This is a genomic window from Actinacidiphila polyblastidii (genome assembly GCF_036353415.1).
GTDB lineage: Bacteria > Actinomycetota > Actinomycetes > Streptomycetales > Streptomycetaceae > Actinacidiphila > Actinacidiphila polyblastidii.
The window spans coordinates 36,911-53,596 of sequence record NZ_JAZEWV010000044.1 but is presented as its reverse complement, the minus strand read 5'-3'; the positions used below and the strand labels follow the sequence as shown (position 1 = coordinate 53,596).

Annotated in this window: 14 protein-coding genes; 4 read left to right on the top strand and 10 right to left on the bottom strand. The window is 72.3% G+C overall.

Going from position 1 to position 16,686, the window contains the following annotated elements; translation table 11 throughout:
• Positions 1-66 precede the first annotated feature (66 nt).
• Entirely contained in the window at positions 67-702 is a 636-nt protein-coding gene (locus V2S66_RS30960; protein ID WP_330800068.1) for a TetR/AcrR family transcriptional regulator, read from the bottom strand.
• Between the two features lie 303 nt (positions 703-1,005).
• On the opposite strand from V2S66_RS30960, the gene V2S66_RS30955 reads away from it, so the two are divergent.
• From V2S66_RS30955 to V2S66_RS30945, 3 genes are read left to right on the top strand one after another with little or no spacing between them, the layout of a single operon-like run.
• Entirely contained in the window at positions 1,006-2,676 is a 1,671-nt protein-coding gene (locus V2S66_RS30955) for an MFS transporter (protein WP_330800067.1), read from the top strand.
• A 3-nt stretch (positions 2,677-2,679) separates the two neighbouring features.
• Entirely contained in the window at positions 2,680-4,185 is a 1,506-nt protein-coding gene (locus tag V2S66_RS30950; protein WP_330800066.1) for a flavin-containing monooxygenase, read from the top strand.
• Positions 4,182-5,351 carry a zinc-binding dehydrogenase gene (locus V2S66_RS30945; protein WP_330800065.1) on the top strand — a complete coding sequence of 390 codons (1,170 nt, stop codon included), beginning with the start codon at positions 4,182-4,184 and terminating at the stop codon, positions 5,349-5,351. The genes V2S66_RS30950 and V2S66_RS30945 overlap by 4 nt, the downstream gene beginning before the upstream one ends.
• Before the next feature lie 292 nt (positions 5,352-5,643).
• On the opposite strand, the gene V2S66_RS30940 is transcribed toward V2S66_RS30945, so the two are convergent.
• The 3 genes from V2S66_RS30940 to V2S66_RS30930 form a co-directional block, all read right to left on the bottom strand.
• A complete protein-coding gene (locus tag V2S66_RS30940; protein ID WP_330800064.1) occupies positions 5,644-6,249 on the bottom strand; it encodes a carboxymuconolactone decarboxylase family protein in 606 nt (201 codons plus the stop codon).
• An 88-nt stretch (positions 6,250-6,337) separates the two neighbouring features.
• Positions 6,338-8,455, bottom strand: a complete 2,118-nt coding sequence (locus V2S66_RS30935; protein WP_330800063.1) for an MFS transporter — start codon at positions 8,453-8,455, stop codon at positions 6,338-6,340.
• A gap of 248 nt (positions 8,456-8,703) precedes the next feature.
• Positions 8,704-8,985 (bottom strand): hypothetical protein, encoded by a 282-nt coding sequence (locus V2S66_RS30930; protein ID WP_330800062.1) that lies wholly within the window; start codon positions 8,983-8,985, stop codon positions 8,704-8,706.
• Between the two features lie 121 nt (positions 8,986-9,106).
• On the opposite strand from V2S66_RS30930, the gene V2S66_RS30925 reads away from it, so the two are divergent.
• Positions 9,107-9,733 carry a hypothetical protein gene (locus V2S66_RS30925; protein ID WP_330800061.1) on the top strand — a complete coding sequence of 209 codons (627 nt, stop codon included), beginning with the start codon at positions 9,107-9,109 and terminating at the stop codon, positions 9,731-9,733.
• Positions 9,734-9,906: 173 nt separating this feature from the next.
• Here V2S66_RS30925 and V2S66_RS30920 read toward each other — a convergent pair whose 3' ends face one another.
• The 6 genes from V2S66_RS30920 to V2S66_RS30895 form a co-directional block, all read right to left on the bottom strand.
• Positions 9,907-10,296, bottom strand: a complete 390-nt coding sequence (locus V2S66_RS30920; protein WP_330800060.1) for a PPOX class F420-dependent oxidoreductase — start codon at positions 10,294-10,296, stop codon at positions 9,907-9,909.
• Positions 10,297-10,460: 164 nt separating this feature from the next.
• Entirely contained in the window at positions 10,461-11,222 is a 762-nt protein-coding gene (locus V2S66_RS30915) for a YqjF family protein (protein ID WP_330800059.1), read from the bottom strand.
• A 138-nt stretch (positions 11,223-11,360) separates the two neighbouring features.
• Positions 11,361-13,118: a thiamine pyrophosphate-dependent enzyme gene (locus V2S66_RS30910; protein ID WP_330800058.1), complete on the bottom strand. Its 1,758-nt coding sequence runs from the start codon at positions 13,116-13,118 to the stop codon at positions 11,361-11,363.
• A gap of 76 nt (positions 13,119-13,194) precedes the next feature.
• On the bottom strand, positions 13,195-14,778 hold the full coding sequence (locus V2S66_RS30905) for an FMN-binding glutamate synthase family protein (RefSeq protein ID WP_330800057.1): 1,584 nt from the start codon (positions 14,776-14,778) through the stop codon (positions 13,195-13,197).
• Positions 14,779-15,236: 458 nt separating this feature from the next.
• Positions 15,237-16,154, bottom strand: coding sequence for a TIGR03619 family F420-dependent LLM class oxidoreductase (locus V2S66_RS30900; RefSeq protein WP_330800056.1), 918 nt, complete (start codon positions 16,152-16,154; stop codon positions 15,237-15,239).
• 165 nt (positions 16,155-16,319) lie between these two features.
• Positions 16,320-16,535 (bottom strand): hypothetical protein, encoded by a 216-nt coding sequence (locus V2S66_RS30895; protein ID WP_330800055.1) that lies wholly within the window; start codon positions 16,533-16,535, stop codon positions 16,320-16,322.
• Between the last annotated feature and the right edge of the window lie 151 nt (positions 16,536-16,686).

Below are 16,686 nucleotides of genomic sequence, written 5' to 3'. Positions count from 1 at the left end.
GGGGGCCACCCCCCGCCCCCCCCCCGGGACCGGGCATCGTGAGGCCTGGTCGCGGGAAGGACACGCCTACAGCGTGCTCGCCGAGAGCGTCGCGGTGGCGAAGGCCGTCAGATGGTCGGCGAGCGCAGCGGACTCCTCCTCCATGCCGCGCTCCAGCCAGTCGATGATCACTTCGGTGACGCCGGCGACGACGGCGAGCAGCATCCGCTCGTGGCGCATCCGGTCCCGGGGCAGCGGTACGGACCGGCTGACCAGCCGGCCCAGCAGCTCCGCGTTCCTGTGCTGGACGCCACGGCGGCGTACTTCCATGCGCGGGGCGTTGATGTAGATGACGTGGGCGGAGTCGGGATGCTCCGTGAGCATGGTCACCACGGTTGTCATGATCGGCCGCAGCAGTGCGTCGAGGTCCTCCGGGTCCGGCGGCGCGGCGGCGGCCGCCCCGGCGAGCAACCAGTCGTTCTGCTGCCGGTGCACGGCGAGCAGCAGGTCCTCGCGGTCGCTGAAGTGCTCGTAGAAGTAGCGCTTGGAGACCTTCGCACGATCGCAGACCTCCGCGACCGTCACGTCCTCGTAGGCGCGGGCGGCGAAGAGTTCGAGGGCCGCCTGACTGATGCGGGCCCGCCGGTCGGCGGCCCGCTCCTCACGTGACTGGCCGCCGTACACGGCGCCCCTCGGGGGTCCGGTCCGGGTCTGCTCGACCACCTGTGCTCCCTGTGCCTCTCCACTCGCGCCTGTGCGTCTCCGACCCTAGCCGTCTCGCGCCGCACTGTCGGCGAAAAAGAAGAACGCGTTCGTTCCAGAATCTTGTGCCGACCGGTCGTGCGTCACATACTGCTTGCCATCAAGACACTTCGCGCCTGGTCAGCGTGGTGTGCCTGGCTGCTCGGCCGATGTCACCCGCCTCGAGGACCGGCCAGGCAGCCATGCCCCGACACACCCGCGCCCTGCCCTTTCCGAACCGGGCGGTCGCCTGCCCGCGACACCCGCACCGACAGGAGCACCTCGATGTCCGTCCAGTCCCTCGTCGCCGCCGGCGACGCGCCCGGGCCGCTGGCCCGCATGTGGCACCGCGATCTACCCGACTATCCGGCCCCCGCCCGCCGCTACACGTACCTGGCCATCGTGATCCTCACGACCGTCGTCCTGTACTACCTGCTCTACGTCCAGTACGCCGTCGCGACGTCGATCATGGCGCACTACGACATGTCGTTCCGGTACTTCGTCATGCTGTCGGTCGCCGGGAACGCCGTAGGAGCCTTCGCCTCGCTCGTGGCGGGGCTGGCCGACAGGTGGGGCCGCGCCAACATGGTCGTGTACGGCCTGCTGGCGGCCGCGGTCCTGGTGCTGTTCCTGCCCAGTGCCCCGGACAAGACCAGCTACCTGCTGCTGTTCTGCGCCCTGTACTTCGTCGAGGGCATCGTCCTGGTCGCCACTCCCGCGCTCATCCGGGACTTCTCCCCGCAGGTCGGCCGGGCCACCGCCATGGGCTCGTGGACCATGGGCCCGGTGGTGGGGAGCCTGGTCGTCACCACCGTCACCAGCGCGACCCTTGACACGGCCGCTTGGCAGGACGAACTGCGCTACGCGGGTGTCACCGCGCTCGTCGTCTGCGTCGTCGCCCTGGCCGGACTGCGCGAGCTCTCGCCCCGGCTGCGCGACCAGGTGATGGTGAGCCTGCGGGACCGCGCCCTGGTCGAGGCGCGCGCCCGCGACATCCCCTCCGGGGTGGCTCCGGGCGGCCACTGGCGCCGCGTGCTGCGCCTGGACGTCGTCGGCCCCGCCGTCGGCATCAGCCTCTACCTGCTGCTGTACTACGCGGCCGTCGGCAACCTGGTGGTGTACTACTCCGCGGTCTTCGGCTACAGCGAGCAGCGCGCCAACGCGCTCGGGAACTGGTACTGGGCGGCCAGCGCCGTGGCCCTGATCGCCGCCGGGGTCCTCTCCGACCGGCTGCGGGTGCGCAAGCCGCTGATGCTGCTGGGCGGCGTGGGCTCGGTGGCCTGCACCGCCGTCTTCGCCTCGCTGGCCACCCATCCCCATACCGGCTACTACACCTTCGCCTGGCTGTTCGTGGCCCTGGGCGTGTGCAGCGGCCTGGCCTACGCGCCGTGGATGGCGGCCTTCACCGAGACCGTGGAGCGGCGCGATCCCGCCGCCACCGCCACCGGGCTGGCCGTGTGGGGCTGGATCCTGCGCGGGGTGGTCGCGGTGTCCGCGGCGTTCCTGCCCCTGGCCGTCACCTCGGTGACCCCGCTCGTCGAGCACGGCCAGGAGGTACAGGCCGCTCAGGTCAAGGCCGGACCCGCGCTCGCCGTCGTCAACGCGCACCCGGCCCTGTTCGCCGAACTGTCCCACTACCCGCCCGGCCGGACGCCGGCCGCGCTCGCCGCCCGCGCCGTACGGGAGGTCGGTCCGGCCGACCTCGCCCTGGTCCAGAAGGCGCAGCCCGAACTGGACGTCCTGCAGCACCATGGCCGGCAGGTGGCCCGGGCCGCCGAGGACGGGCCTGGACAGTGGCGCGCCTGGTGGCTGGTCTGCACGGGCGGACAGGTCGCCTTCCTGGGGTTCGTGTTCCTCATGCGGGGCCGGTGGAGCCCCCGCCGGGCACGTGAGGACGCCGAGGCCCACCAGGCGGCGGTGGAACGCGCGCTGGACCGACTCGCGCGGGAGGCCTGACCCATGGCACACCACGCACAGGTGCTCATCGTCGGCGGCGGCTTCTCCGGCATCGGCCTGGGGCACGCCCTCCTCAGCTCGCGATTCACCGACTTCGTCATCCTCGAGCGCGCGTCGGACGTCGGCGGCGTGTGGCACGCGAACACGTATCCCGGATGCAGGTGCGACGTGCCGTCACACCTGTACTCCTTCTCCTTCGCACCGAACCCGGACTGGTCCGCGACCTACTCGCCGCAGGCCGAGATCCACGCCTACCTGCGGCGCTGCGTCGACCGCTTCAAGCTGGCCCCGCACCTGCGCACCGGCATCGGGGTCGAGGAGGCGCGCTGGGACGAGGAGGACCAGCTCTGGCACGTCGCGACCAGCCAGGGGCCGTGGACGGCGCGGATCCTGGTGAGCGCGGTGGGCCCGCTCACCGAACCCAGGCTGCCCGACGTCCCCGGCATCGACCGGTTCCGGGGCAAGGTCATGCACTCGGCGCGGTGGGACCACGACCACGACCTGACCGGTGAGCGGGTCGCGTCGATCGGCACGGGCGCCTCGGCCATCCAGTACGTTCCGGAGATCGCCGACCGCACCGGACGGCTCTACGTCTTCCAGCGCAGCGCCCCCTGGATCACCCCGCACGACAACCGGCCGATCACCGACGCCGAGCGGGCGCGCTTCCGCGCCCGGCCGGGACGGCAGCGGATCGAGCGCGCGAAGGCCTACGCGGCCAAGGAGCTGCTCGTGCTCGGCTTCGCCAAGCAGCCGCGGCTGATGCGGCTGCTGGAGGCCGTCGCACGCAGACACCTGGAGCACCAGGTCGCGGACCCCGCACTACGCCGGGCCCTCACCCCGGACTTCACCCTCGGCTGCAAGCGCATCGTGCCGTCCAACAGGTGGTATCCGGCGCTGCAGAAGCCGAACGTCGAACTCGTCCCCAAGGCGCTGCGCGAGATCCGCGAGCGCAGCGTGATCGACGCCGACGGCGTCGAACGCGAGGTCGACACCATCGTCTTCGGCACCGGCTTCCACGTCACCGACATCCCGTTCGCGGACAAGGTGCGCGGTCGTGACGGCGAGCTGCTGAGCGAGGTGTGGGCGGGTTCGCCTCGCGCCTACCTCGGCGTGTCCGTGCCCGGCTTCCCGAACTTCTTCATGTTCCTCGGCCCCAACTCCGGCCTCGGGCACAGCTCGATGGTCTTCATGATCGAAGCGCAGGTGGAGCACGTGAAGAACGCCGTCCGCGCACTGGACCTCTCCGGCGCGACCTCCATCGAGGTGGACCAGCAGGTGCACGACGCCTACAACGCCCGGCTCGACAAGAAGCTGGCGACCACCGTGTGGGAGACCGGCGGCTGCCGCACCTTCTACCAGGACGCGAACGGGCGCAACGCCACGCTCTACCCCGACTGGACGTTCAGGTACCGCCGCCAGGCCGTCCGGTGGAAACCCGGCTCCTACCGTCTGGCCACCCGGCCGGTTCCGGCGGACCAGGGGCCCGTCGCGACCGCGGACGCCTCGTGAAGGCCGTCGCGCTCACCGGCGGGCACCTGGAGCTCGTCGACCTGCCGACCCCGCGCCCCGGCCCCGGCCAGCTGCTCGTCGAGGTCCGCAGGTGCGGGATCTGCGGCTCGGACCTGCACGCCCGCCACCACGCCGACGAACTGGCCGACGCCCTGCGGCTGTGCGGCTACCCGCGCTACCTCCGCTCCGACCAGAGCGTGGTGCTCGGCCACGAGATATACGGGGAGGTCGTCGACCGCGGGCCGTGGGGCGCCGAGCGGTTCACGCCCGGAACCCCGGTCGTCACCGTGCCGCTGGTGCGGCGCGGGCGTCAGGTCGACGGCATCGGCCTGTCGGCCCACGCGCCGGGAGGGTACGCCGAACACGTCGTCGTCCAGGAGTCCTTGACGCTCGCGGTGCCGGGCGGCCTCGACGCGGACACCGCTGCCCTCACCGAGCCCATGGCGGTGGCCTGGCATGCCGTCGGCCGCGCCGAGGTGACCCGCAAGGACGTCGCGATCGTCCTGGGCTGCGGGCCGGTCGGTCTCGCCGTCATCGCCGTGCTCAAACGCCGCGGGATCGGCACCGTGATCGCCAGCGACTACTCCGCGGGCCGCCGCGCGCTCGCGACGCGGTGCGGCGCCGATGTCGTGGTGGACCCCGGCGTCGACTCCCCCTGGCACGCGTCCACCGGGAGGGGCTTCATGACCACGATGCCCGACGAGTACAACGCCGGCATCGACGCCCTGGAAGGCATGGACCGGCTTCCGCTGCCCTGGTGGACCACCTGGCGCACACTGGACACGGTCGGCGCCACCCGTCCGAAGCGCCCTGTCGTCTTCGAGTGCGTCGGCACGCCCGGCATGCTCGACGGCATCCTCGCCGAGGCCCCCCTGCACTCGCGCGTCGTCGTCGTCGGAGTCTGCATGGGCGCCGACACGATCCGCCCCTCCCTCGCGGTCAACAAGGAACTCGACCTCCGCTTCGTCGTGGGGTACACGCCTCTGGAGTTCCGCGACACGTTGCACGCCCTCGCCGACGGCACTCTCGACGCCTCTGCGCTCGTCACCGGCCACGTCGGGCTCGCCGGGGTCGAGCGCGCGTTCACCGCCCTGGCCGACCCCGAGGCCCACGCCAAGGTGCTCATCGATCCCCACCTCGCAGCGGACGACCTCCTGATCCGGTGAGCCGGTCCCGGAGACGGCTCTCCGCGGCCGGTTGGTCAGGTGGGCGAACTGGTGTCCTTCGTCGGCGCCTTGCGGGCGAGACGAAGGGGGCAGCAGCGTCGTACGTCGCGCGGGTGTGACTGAGGGCATCACGCTCGATCGTGCCCGGGACCGCAGTCCCCGCCATTGACCCAGGAGGGCGGGGAGTCCTCGCGGGGGCGTTCCGAGGTTCGGGCCGACGCTGTTCTCGACGGCCCGAACCTCGACGCGGCAGCCGTGCTGCCGGGCAGCGGGGCAAGGTCCCCGTGGAGCGTCAGCCTCGCGCGGCGGCCTGGTGGGCCAACGCCGCGTCGACGATCGGCAGGTAGCCGTCCTGGGCCAACGCCTCGGCGCGCTTCGTATAGTTCTCCGGGTCCTGCGGCGCGATGGTGTCCAGCCCGTCGACGTAGCGGTTGTACATGCAGAACGCCGCTGCGATCAGCACCGTGTCGTGCAGCTCGACGTCCGTCGCCCCCTGCGCGCGTGCCTGCTCGACGAGTTCGGGGGTCACGTCTCGTCCGCTGCGCTGCACGGCTTCGGCGATCGCCAGCAGCGCCCGCAGCTTGTCGCTGATCGGTGCCGCGAGGATGTCCGCGCCGACGATGCCGGGATCGGCGATGACGTCGGCGCGGACCAGGTCCAGCTTCACGTCCTCCGGGAGCTGCGCGCAGGCGAAGGCGGCGTGGGTGGTCGTGCAGTAACGGCACTCGTTGAGTCCGGAGACCCGGGTCGCGATCAGCTCACGCTCCCAGCGCTGCAACGTGCTCGGCGCGCGCAGGAGGACCTCGACCAGGTCGCACAGCGGCCCTGCGGTCTCGGGGCGGAAGAAGAACAGCGAGCGGATTCCGGGCTGGTCGTTGCCCAACTCTATGTGCGGCATGGCGGTGAACCTCCGGGCATAGGGGCGTCATCCGTGAGGAAGAGACAGAACCATATTCTTACAGCAGCGGAGGTCCACCCAGAGGGGCTCAGCGGGCCTGCTGGTCGCCCGCTCGTTCAGCCGCCAGGGCCGCGAGTTCGCGGGCGACCGCGCTGTTGTGCGCGACGGCGTCGGCGCGGGCCTTGGCCGGGGACCAGCGTCCGGCGAGCAGCCAGATGGTCGGCAGGAAGACCAGTTGGCCGATGAAGCAGAGCCACCACCAGCGCCGCCATTGCGCCGGGCTGTCCTTGGTCGCTTTCTGCACCACCGGTCCTTCCTTCTGCAGGTAGGCCAGTGCGGAGGCCACCGCGGGGTCCTTCAGGCCGCGACCGTAGGTGTTGAGGAACGTGAGATCGGCCGGCGGGACGGTGCCCAGCGCGGTGAGTTTCGCGAGCGCCTGCTGGAGCACGGGACCGTCGGTGCGCAGAAGGGCCAGGTCGGTCGGCGGCACGTGCGCGAGGGCTTGCAGGTCCGCGGTCGCGGTGGCGACCGGTACGTGCAGCCCGGCCGCTATCTCGCCGACGGCCTTGCCCAGGGTGCCGGGGTCGGTGGCGCCGGTGGCCAACGCGGCCTGGGTGGCCGGGTCGAGGGTGGCGGCGGTGGCGAGCTGCGCCTTGTAGCGCGTGCTCAGCGTCATCACCCGAGCGATTTCGAGGACCGGTTTGCCTGACACCTGGCTCAGCGCCGTGGCCCGCGCCACCTGGTCGTTCGGGTTCGCGATCAGGGCGGCGGAGACGGCCGGCGTGAGCCGTGCGGCGGTCGCGATCTCGGAGGCGTCCTTGGCGGCGAGCGTCTGCGCCCTGACCGCGATGGCCGGGTCCGCCGCCACCGCTTTGACGATCGCGTTCTGCGACGCGCTCAGGCTCGGGTCCTGGCCCGCCACCGCGGCTTTGATCTGCGGTCCGTGGTCCACCAGGGTTGCGGCGGCCGGAATCGCGAGGCTCACCGAGCCCAGTGTCGCCACGACGATGACGCGCAGCATCGCGCCCCAGACTGCCAGGCCGGCGGCGGTGGCCGCCGGGCTGTGCCGCTCCACGGTCTCGGTGAACGCGGCCATCCACGCCGAGAGGGCGATCGCGCTGCCGATCGAGATGACCGCGATGATCCAGGCGAAGTGGTAGTAGCCGGTGTCGGCGTGCGTGGTGGCCTGGGCGAACAGCGCCACGCCGACGGCGCTGACGGCTGCGCCGACCACCATGAACGGTTTGCGCACGCGCAGCCGGTCGGACAGGAAGCCGGCGATGATCAGGGCGACGGCCTGCAGGCCCCAGTACCAGTTACCCAGGGCGTTGGCGCGGGCCAGACTGTAGCCGAAGGTGGTGGTGTAGAAGACCACGAACAAGCCGACGGCCATGTAGAAGAACAGCAGGAAGGCGCCGATCCCGAACGCCGGTCCGATCACGTCGGTCCGCAGCGCCTGCCGCCACCGGCCGTCCGCCTCCCGGTCCGGGTCGACGCCGCGGGCCCGCGCCTCGACCACGGCCTGGTCCCGCAGGTTGACCATCAGCTGGTCGCGCAGCTGCGGCGCCAGTTCCCGCAGGCCCAGGAACGCGATCACGAACACCGCCAGACCCACGACGCCGCAGAACCGGAACTGGTACTGCCAGTCGGGGTGCGAGGTGAGGGTGTTGCTGGAGACCTCGGTCACCAGCAGCGAGCCGACCACCGGGCCCAGCGTCCACATGCCCATCGCCGAGGCCCGGCCGACCTGCGGCGAGAAGTCCCGCACCAGCGCCGGGCTGGCCACCAGGACGACGCCCTCGACGATGCTGACCAGGCCGAACAGCACCAGGTACGTCAGCTTGGTGTGCGCGTGCGGCAGCGCGAACAGCACCAGTCCTCCGGTCAGCGCCAACCCGTAGACCACCAGGTTCGCGCGACCCCAGCGGTCCGCGAGCCCGGCGACGACCGATCCCACCGCGCCGAGCCCGTAGCCGATCACGATCACGGCGATGAAGTACGCGAAGGACATGTGCAGCTTCGTGGCGATCTGCGTCGACACCGCGTTCTGCACGAAGAGCTCGTAGTACAAGGTCACCGTGCTGACCACGACGATGCCCAGATAGAGCGCCCGGGCCCCGTTTCCGGGGTACCGGTCGAGTTGGCGTCCCCACAGCCCGCGCCTGGCTCTGATCGGCGACGCGGCCGGGATGGTCGATGCTGACATGTCGGTACCTCTTCTGTCGGAGCAGGTGGGAGTCCGCTGCTATCAGATCGTCGGACGGGTTCTTCGGCCTCCGGCCGGCGCCTTCAAGCCGACCGGAGGAGTCGCGCGCCGCCCGGCCCCGGCGGGAGGCGGCACGCCTATCAGCCCTCCACGCCCTATTCGGTCCTACCGCCTGGTAGACGTCCGTTCGTCCTGGCGTTTCCAGGCGGAACTGGCGTGCCCCGGTGCGCAGCCGTCGCGGCCCCGCATCACGCCGTGTTCTCGCGGGACGCGCTCGATGCCCCGGCCGTACCCGCCGGCCTGCGGGTTTCCGGCAGGCCGAGCGCTGACAGGGGCGCGGTGGTCGCGGCGGTGGCGAAGGCTCCCGGAGCCTGTCGTCTCTTCATGCCGCTCATCGTGACGACGAGGTCGCCGAAGAGCTTCTCCACCATTGCCGGGCCGCGCGTGCCTGCCGTCGCCGGGCGGCCGGGATCGGCCGCGGACAGGCCGCCGGTGTCAGGCTCGTCCTCCCCGACCACCACCGCGAGCACAACCCCGGCCCCCTGTCGGCGGTCTGGGCTGAAAAGGGGCCTTCGGGTCCGTGAGGCGGAAAGGGCTCGGATGGGAAGGGGTGGTGCGATCGTGCCGCGCCGGGCGAGGACGCGTGGCGCCGTGATCGCCATGGCGGTGCTGCTGTGCGCGGCAGCCGCCGGGGCGGTGACGTGGCGGCGGTCGGATGCCTCCGGCACCCGGACGGGCCTGCTCACGCAGGTGTGGGCGGTGCACGAGAGCTACGGCGAATACGATCGTGTGCTCGCGGTCTGGTCGACCCCCCGATGGCTGATCCGGGTGACGGACATGGGACCCACCGCCTACAACTGGTCCGACGGGAAAGCGGCGTGGAACGTCACCGAGATGTACTTCAGCGCGGCGTCCGGGAAGCTCTCCGCCGACGGTATCGGCACGCTGTCCGGGGAGGACCCGGACGCCAAGTCCTACCTCGGCTTCGACGCGCTGCACGGCAAGAACGCGCTCCCCGGCCGGGACGGCGGCGCCACGGCCCTCCAGGACCCCGACGTCCCCCATCCACAAACACCGCGGCCCGTCGCCGGCCACCGGACCCTGGCCGAGATCGTGCCGCAGGACCCCGACACCGGCAAGGACGTCGGCCGCTTCCAGGCCCCCGCCTCCCTCGTCGCCGGCCACGCACAGTACGTCGTCCGCGGACCCGACGGCCTGATCGTCAGTATCCCCCTGACCAACAACGACGGGTACCCGGTGGCCTTCCGCCGCAGCTGACCGTACGGGAACCCCTCGGGCGAGCTCGTGCGGCACGAACTGCCGCCGTCCCGAGGGCGCCCCGACGAGGTGGCCCCGGCCCCCTCGTCAGCGGGCCGTCGGCACGGTGACGGCGGTGTCCGGTCCGGCGCGGACCGGTCCCGGCATTCGCCGCCGCCGGAGCCGCTGCCCGATCAGTGCAGGGTGATCCGGATGCCGACCGTGCCGTTCGCACCGCGCCGCAGGCGGCTGCCCAGGAGGGTGAGCCTTCCGACCATCCCGTATTTGCGCCCCAGGAGACCGCGGTAGTGCCGGGTCTGCGCGACGCTGAGGATCTCTGCCGTTCCCGGGACCGGTTCGCCTGAGGCGTTGCCCCGGATGTCGCAGGAGGACACCAGGACGTCGGCGCGGTTGCGGATCCGCTTGACCTTGCCGGAGGTGGCAACCGTCCAAATGCCGAGGGCGTCGCCGTCGCGGATCACCCATACCGGGGTGGGGACTTCTCTGCCATCCCGACGGAAGGTGGTGATGAGGGCGTACTTGCCCGATGCGAGACGCGTGAGATCGCCATGACCGTCTGTCATGACGACAGGCTATGACACCGACCGGCCACCGCCGGCGCCGGGCTCGGCACTCCTCTCCCCCGGGGTCGTCCGGCGCGCCAGTGATCTGCTGCGGTCGGCAGTCGCCCGGTACAGCCGCCGATCCCCCGGCGGCTTTCGAGCGCCTGGAGACGCGGTGGGTGCCCTCAGGGCGTGGGGATGCCGCCGGGGCGGTGCGGCAGGCCGAAGCTGACCGGCACCCCTGGGGAGTACAGCACGCTGACCGGCGGCCCGAGCGGCCCGGTGAGGCCGGCCGCGGCCAAAAGGTCCTCGTCCAGGGACAGCAGCTCGCAGCGGTGCAGCGGCCAGCGCGGGTGGGCGTTGGGCACGTAGAGCGGGTGGCCGAGGAGGGTGTTGTGCATGCCCCAGCGGGCGGTGAGGAAGTGCTCCAGCTCGGTCGGCTCGGCGATCGGCTCCCCGATCCGCAGCGTCAGGCTCGCGCGGGCGCCGCGCGGCCCCGGCCAGCGGCGGACGCTGCGGTAGGCGATGAGCCGGTCCTTGCGCCGTACCGCCATCCGGGCCCAGACATAGGGCAGCCGGAACAGCGCGCGCCCGGCGAGCACCGGGACCAGGCGCGAGGCGTCCAGCGAGCGGAAGACGACCCCGCGCCGGCCGGCCTCGTCCACCGAGTACAGCCGCACGTTGGTCTCGGGGAAGGTGCCGAGGTACGGGACGCCCGGCAGCCGGAACCAGCCGACGCGGTACATCCGGAAGGCGACCAGCCCGACGTACGTCACCCCGTGCAGGGTGTCCGGGCGGATGCCCGCGGGCAGCAGCGGTGCGACCGTCTCCGGCGCGACGGGCCAGTGCACGAAGGACAGGTCCAGCCACCACTGGGTCAGCAGCGGCGACCGGTCCAACCCCCTGGGCGGGTCGACCGCCACCGGACCCGGCTCCGTGGACGTCACGCCGTCAGCATCGCAGACCTCCGCGCGGCCCGCCCGCCGTGCCCGCGCGGGCAACCGCCGGGCGGAACCCGGTCGGGACCTGGGCGCATGGCTGTCCGGGGCGGTCGGCGGGTCCCGGCGGTCGGCGGGTCCCGGCGGTCAGGCGGAGTCGTCGCCGTGGCTGCGGACGATCTCCTTCATCTTGGCGACCGCGAAGCCCCAGCCCTGCTCGACGGTGGGCTTGGCCGGCACGGCCACCTCGTCGGGATTGGTGAGGACGTCGATCAGCACCGGGCCCGGGGTGGCGAAGGCCGTCCGCAGCGAGGTCTCGAGTTCGGCCGGGTCGGTGACGCGGATGCCGGTCAGGCCCAGCGCGGTGGCGACCGCGGCGAAGTCGGGGTTGTCCAGGACGGTGCCGAACTCCGGCAGGCCCGCCTGCTCCTGCTCCAGCTTGACCATGCCGAGCCGCCGGTTGTCGAAGACCACCAGCCGCACCGGCAGCTGGTGGGTCTTGAGGGTCATCAGGTCGCCGAGCAGCATGCTCAGCCCGCCGTCGCCGCAGAAGGCCACCACCTGGCGGTCCCGGTCCAGCGCCTGCGCGCCCAGGGCGTGCGGCATGGCGTTGGCCATCGAGCCGAGGTTGTAGGAGCCGATCAGCCTGCGGGAGCCGCGCATCTCCACGAAGCGGGACAGCCAGACCGTGGCCATGCCGGTGTCGGAGGTGAAGACGGCGTCCTCGGCGGCGATGCGGTCCACCGCGGCGGCGAGCGCCTCGGGGCGGATGCCGTGCTCGCGGTTGTCCAGCGCCGAGCGGATCTTCCCGACCAGGCTCTTGTCGTGGTCCGGGGCGGTCAACCGGGCCTGTCCCTCGCGCCAGGACGCGAAGTGCTTCACCGCCTTCTCCAGGTGCCCCCGGTCGCGGGCGTCCGCGCTCCCGGCCGGTCCCGCGGCCAGCTGCGTCAGCAGGTCGCGGACGGTCGGGCCGACGTCGCCGACCAGCCCGACCTCGACCGGGACCCGGCGGCCGATGTGGGCCGGCTCGGTGTCCACCTGGATGACGGTACGGCCCTGCGGGTACCAGTCGCGGTAGGGGAAGTCGGTGCCCAGCATCAGGAGGGTGTCGGCGTCGTCCAGCGCGCCGGCGGCCGCCGGGTTGCCGATGAGGCCGGTCTGGCCGACCTGGAAGGGGTTGTCGCCCTCGAAGCCCTCCTTGGCCTTCAGGGTGACCACCATCGGCGCGGCCAGCCGGTCGGCCAGCGCCAGGACGTCGGCCCGGGCCTCGCGCGCGCCCTTGCCGACCAGCAGGGTGATCTTCTCCGCGCGGTCCAGCAGTCCGGCGGCCTCCCGCACGGCGTCCTCGGCGGGCCGGGTGGTCGGCGCGGTGAGGGAGAAACGGGCGGGCCGGTCCGCCGCCAGTTCCTGGCCGCCGATGTCGCCGGGCACCGTCAGGACCGCGACGCCCTTGCGGCCGAGCGCGTTGCGGACCGCGGTCTCCAGCAGCAGCGGCAGCTGCTCGGGCGAGGTGATCGTCGCCCGGAAGACCGCCACGTCGGTGAAGAGGGCGTCGTTGTCGACCTCCTGGAAGTAGTCGCTGCCCAGCTCCGGCAGCGGGACCTGCCCGGCGATGGCGAGCACCGGCGTCCGGCTCTTCGCCGCGTCGTACAGGCCGTTGAGCAGGTGGACCGAGCCGGGGCCGACGGTGCCCATGCACACCCCGAGGGTGCCGGTGAGCTGCGACTGCGCGCTCGCGGCGAAGGCCGCGGCCTCCTCGTGCCGGCAGCCCACCCACTCCAGTCCCTCGGTGGTGCGGATGGCGTCCGTCAACGGGTTCAGTGCGTCGCCGACGACGCCGAACACCTGGCGCACGCCGAGTTCGCCCAGGGCGTCCACGATGACGCGGGCAACGGTTCGGGACACGGGTTCCTCCAGCTCGGACGGACTCTCATGAAACGGGCGTACGGTTCGTGGGGGCGCGGGATACGGGGGCCGGGGGTCAGACGCTGAAACGGTCGGGGTCGGCGGCTTCCCAGTCGGCCGCCCAGGAGGCCGGCGGCTCCGCGAGCAGCTCGCCCGGGGCAAGCCACTCGTACAGGTCGGCGTAGGACCGCACGGTGTAGGGGTCGACGCGCTCCCGCAGCATATGCGGGCGCAGCTGCGCGGGGTCGGTGACACCCATGGACGCCATGATCTGCAGGGCACTGGCCACGGTCGCCTCCTGGAGCCGCCGGACCCGTTCGGACTTGTCGCCGACGTCCAGCGCCCGGGCGCGCCGCGGGTCCTGGGTGGTGACGCCGGTGGGGCAGGTGTTGGTGTGGCAGCGCTGCGCCTGGATGCACCCGACGGCGAACATCATCGCGCGGGCCGCGTTGCCGTAGTCCGCGCCCTGCACCAGCCGCTTGACCAGGTCGGAGCCGGTGGTGATCTTGCCGCTGGCGCCGATCCGTATCCGGTCCCGCAGGCCCGCTCCGACCAGGGCGTTGTGCACCGTGGTCAGGCCCTCGGTGAGGGGGGTGCCGACGTGGTCGGCGAACTCCAGCGGCGCCGCACCGGTGCCGCCCTCCGCGCCGTCCACGATGATGAAGTCGGGGGTGGTGCCCTCCTCGACCATCGCCTTGCACACCGCGAGGAACTGGCTGCGCGACCCCACGCACAGCTTGAAGCCGGCCGGCTTCCCGCCGGACAGCTCGCGCATCCGGGCGATGAAGCGGACGAGCTCCCGGGGCGTGCTGAAGACTTGGTGGTAGGGCGGTGAGATGACCGTCTTGCCCTGCGGGACGTCCCGCACCCGGGCGATCTCCGCGTTGACCTTCGCGCCCGGCAGCACCCCGCCGATGCCGGGCTTGGCACCCTGCGACAGCTTGAGCGACACGCATTTGACCTGCTCGTGCGCCGCCTTGTCGGCGAACTCCCCCGGGTCGAAGCCACCGTCCTCGGTACGGCAGCCGAAGTAGCCGGTGCCGATCTCCCACACCAGGTCGCCGCCGGGCCGCAGGTGGTACTCCGACATGCCGCCCTCGCCGGTGTCGTGCGCGAAGCCGCCCGCGGCGGCGCCCTTGTTGAGGGCCAGGATCGCGTTCGACGAGAGGGAGCCGAAGCTCATCGCGGAGACGTTCAGCAGCGCCATGTCGTAGGGCCGGGTGCAGTCCGGGCCGCCGATCCGCACCCGCGGCGGCTGCTCGGGCGCCGGCTTGGGGGCCATCGAGGGCACCAGGAACTCGTGCCCCGGGCGGTACACGTCGCGTTCGGTGCCGTACGGCTCCTCCGCGTCGGTGCCCTTGGCCCGCTCGTAGACGATGCTGCGGGTGGCCCGGTCGAAGGGGCGCCCGTCGAAGTTGCGCTCGATGAAGTACTGCTGGAGCTCGGGACGGATCTTCTCCATCAGGTAGCGGGCGTGGCCGAGCACCGGATAGTTGCGCAGCACCGAATGGCGGCGCTGCGCCAGGTCCCACACCCCGAGCGCGGCCAACGCCAGCAGCGGGACCGCGGCCAGCCACCACCACGGGGACACGAACAGCGCGGCGACGGCGGCCCAGAGGGCCACCAGCACCGCCAAAGCCACCAACCCGGTTCTCGTCACGACGGCCGCCTTACCCGGCGCGGACCTTCCATGCTCCGCCCCGGCTGTGACCTCTGCGGGGCTCGGCGCCGAGGGCGCCACAGTGATCGGACTCGGCCTGTCCGAAGCCCGACTCGCCGCAACTGCCCGCGGGAGGGGCGGGAGGGGAGGTCATGGCGTTCCGCACCATCCTGGTCCCGGTCGTCCGTCAGGCGACCGGGACCAGGACCGCGCGACGGACGGAGGATCGTCCGCGGTCCGGAGGACGGTCAGACGGCGGTGCAGCCGGCGGCCACGGCTGCTCCCCCTCTGGGTCGGCTGATCCCGGACAACCTCGCCACCGCGACACACACGAGCGTCACCAACTCAGGGCGTGACGCAATGGTCGCAGACATACGTGTCACTGGTCAAGGCGGTGATTGTCCGTAGGCGGCCTCCGTCGCGCAGACACCGGCGGCCAAGCGCGCGGGCCCGCGCCGTCAGCCCGCGCGGACGCCCTCCAGGAAGCGGCCGGCCAGGTCGACACGCTCGTCGAGAGTGGCGGGTGTCTGACCGAAGTCCATGAACAGTTCGTGCACCCCCGCCTCGGCCGCGGCTCGCGCGTAGTCGACGTACTGCGCCAGCGTGCCCGACTGCGGCACCTGCCCGGGGCCGGTCCTGGTGGCGGTCAGCCGGGGGTTAACGCGCAGCGCCATCCGGAGGCCGGCCGGGTCCCGCTCGGCCTTCACCGCCTCCTGGATGACGGTGTCCCACATGTCCATGAGGGGCGCGAGCGGCATCGCCACGGGCAGCCAGCCGCCGAGCCGCCGTCCGATCCTCCGCAGGCCGCCGGGGGTGAACGCCGCGAGCAGGACAGGAGGTCCTGACGGCTGCTGCGGCCTGAGTCCCACGACGGTCTCCGGGATCGTGAACAGCGGCCCCTTGTGTGCGAGAACGTCGCCCGCCCAGTACTCCTCCAGGACGTCCAGCGTCTCGTCGAGCCGCGCACCCCGCCCTTTCCAGGGCACCGAGACCGCGGTGTACTCGTCGGGCATCCACCCCAGTCCGAGACCCACGATCAGGCGTCCCCGGCTGAGCAGGTCCAGGGTGGTCAGCGACCGGGCCAGCATGATCGGTGGCTGCCACAGGCCGTTCAGGGTGCTCGTGCCCAGGTGCACGCGGCTGGTGTGGGACGCGGCGAACGTCAGCGCCACCAGCGGGTCCATGTGGTTCTCGTAGGCCCGTGGCATCGTGCCGTCGCCGCTCGGGTAGGGCGCGGCGGGCGCCAGGGGGGCGAGGACGCGGTCGCCGGTCCACAGGGAGTCGTATCCCAGGTCCTCCGCGCTACGGCAGACGCGGAGGATGCCCTCCGGTCCGGCGTCAGGGCCGAAGGTCGGAAGGGCCAGGCCCCATCGCATATGTGTCTCCTCAGGATGTGTTCCGTTGCCGGCACGGGCCTGCCGATCGCAAGCGAGCGGGCCCCGGGGCGGCGACTCGTCCCGGGCGGGGCTCAGCAGCGTGAACGGTGGCCAACCCGGTCCAGCCGCGGGCTGCGGACACGGCCCGCCGGACAGGTCGGCACATTACCCGTCCTCGGCCGCCTCGTCACACACGGAGCCCACACCCGACACGTGTCGGGCCGACGATCCGGTCCGTGCGCGCGGGCGGCGAAATGCATCGCTTCCGGGGGTGCCGGCGGCGATCTCGGCCGCGATCCACGCCTCGTCGTCCGGCGTGACGCGCGCGATGTCTCGGCCGGTCTTCTTCGAGGCCGGGGCGGCGACGTCGTCGAACGCCACGGCCTGGCGGGCGGGCGGGCGGGCGGGCGGGCGATGAGGGTGACCGGGCCGTCGACGGCGCGGTCCCCTGCGAGGACGACCGAGCCGTCGCGCAGCGCGGTCCAGGCGACGCCGGAGTCGGCGAGGAGCCGCTCTCGTGCAGGTCGGCCTT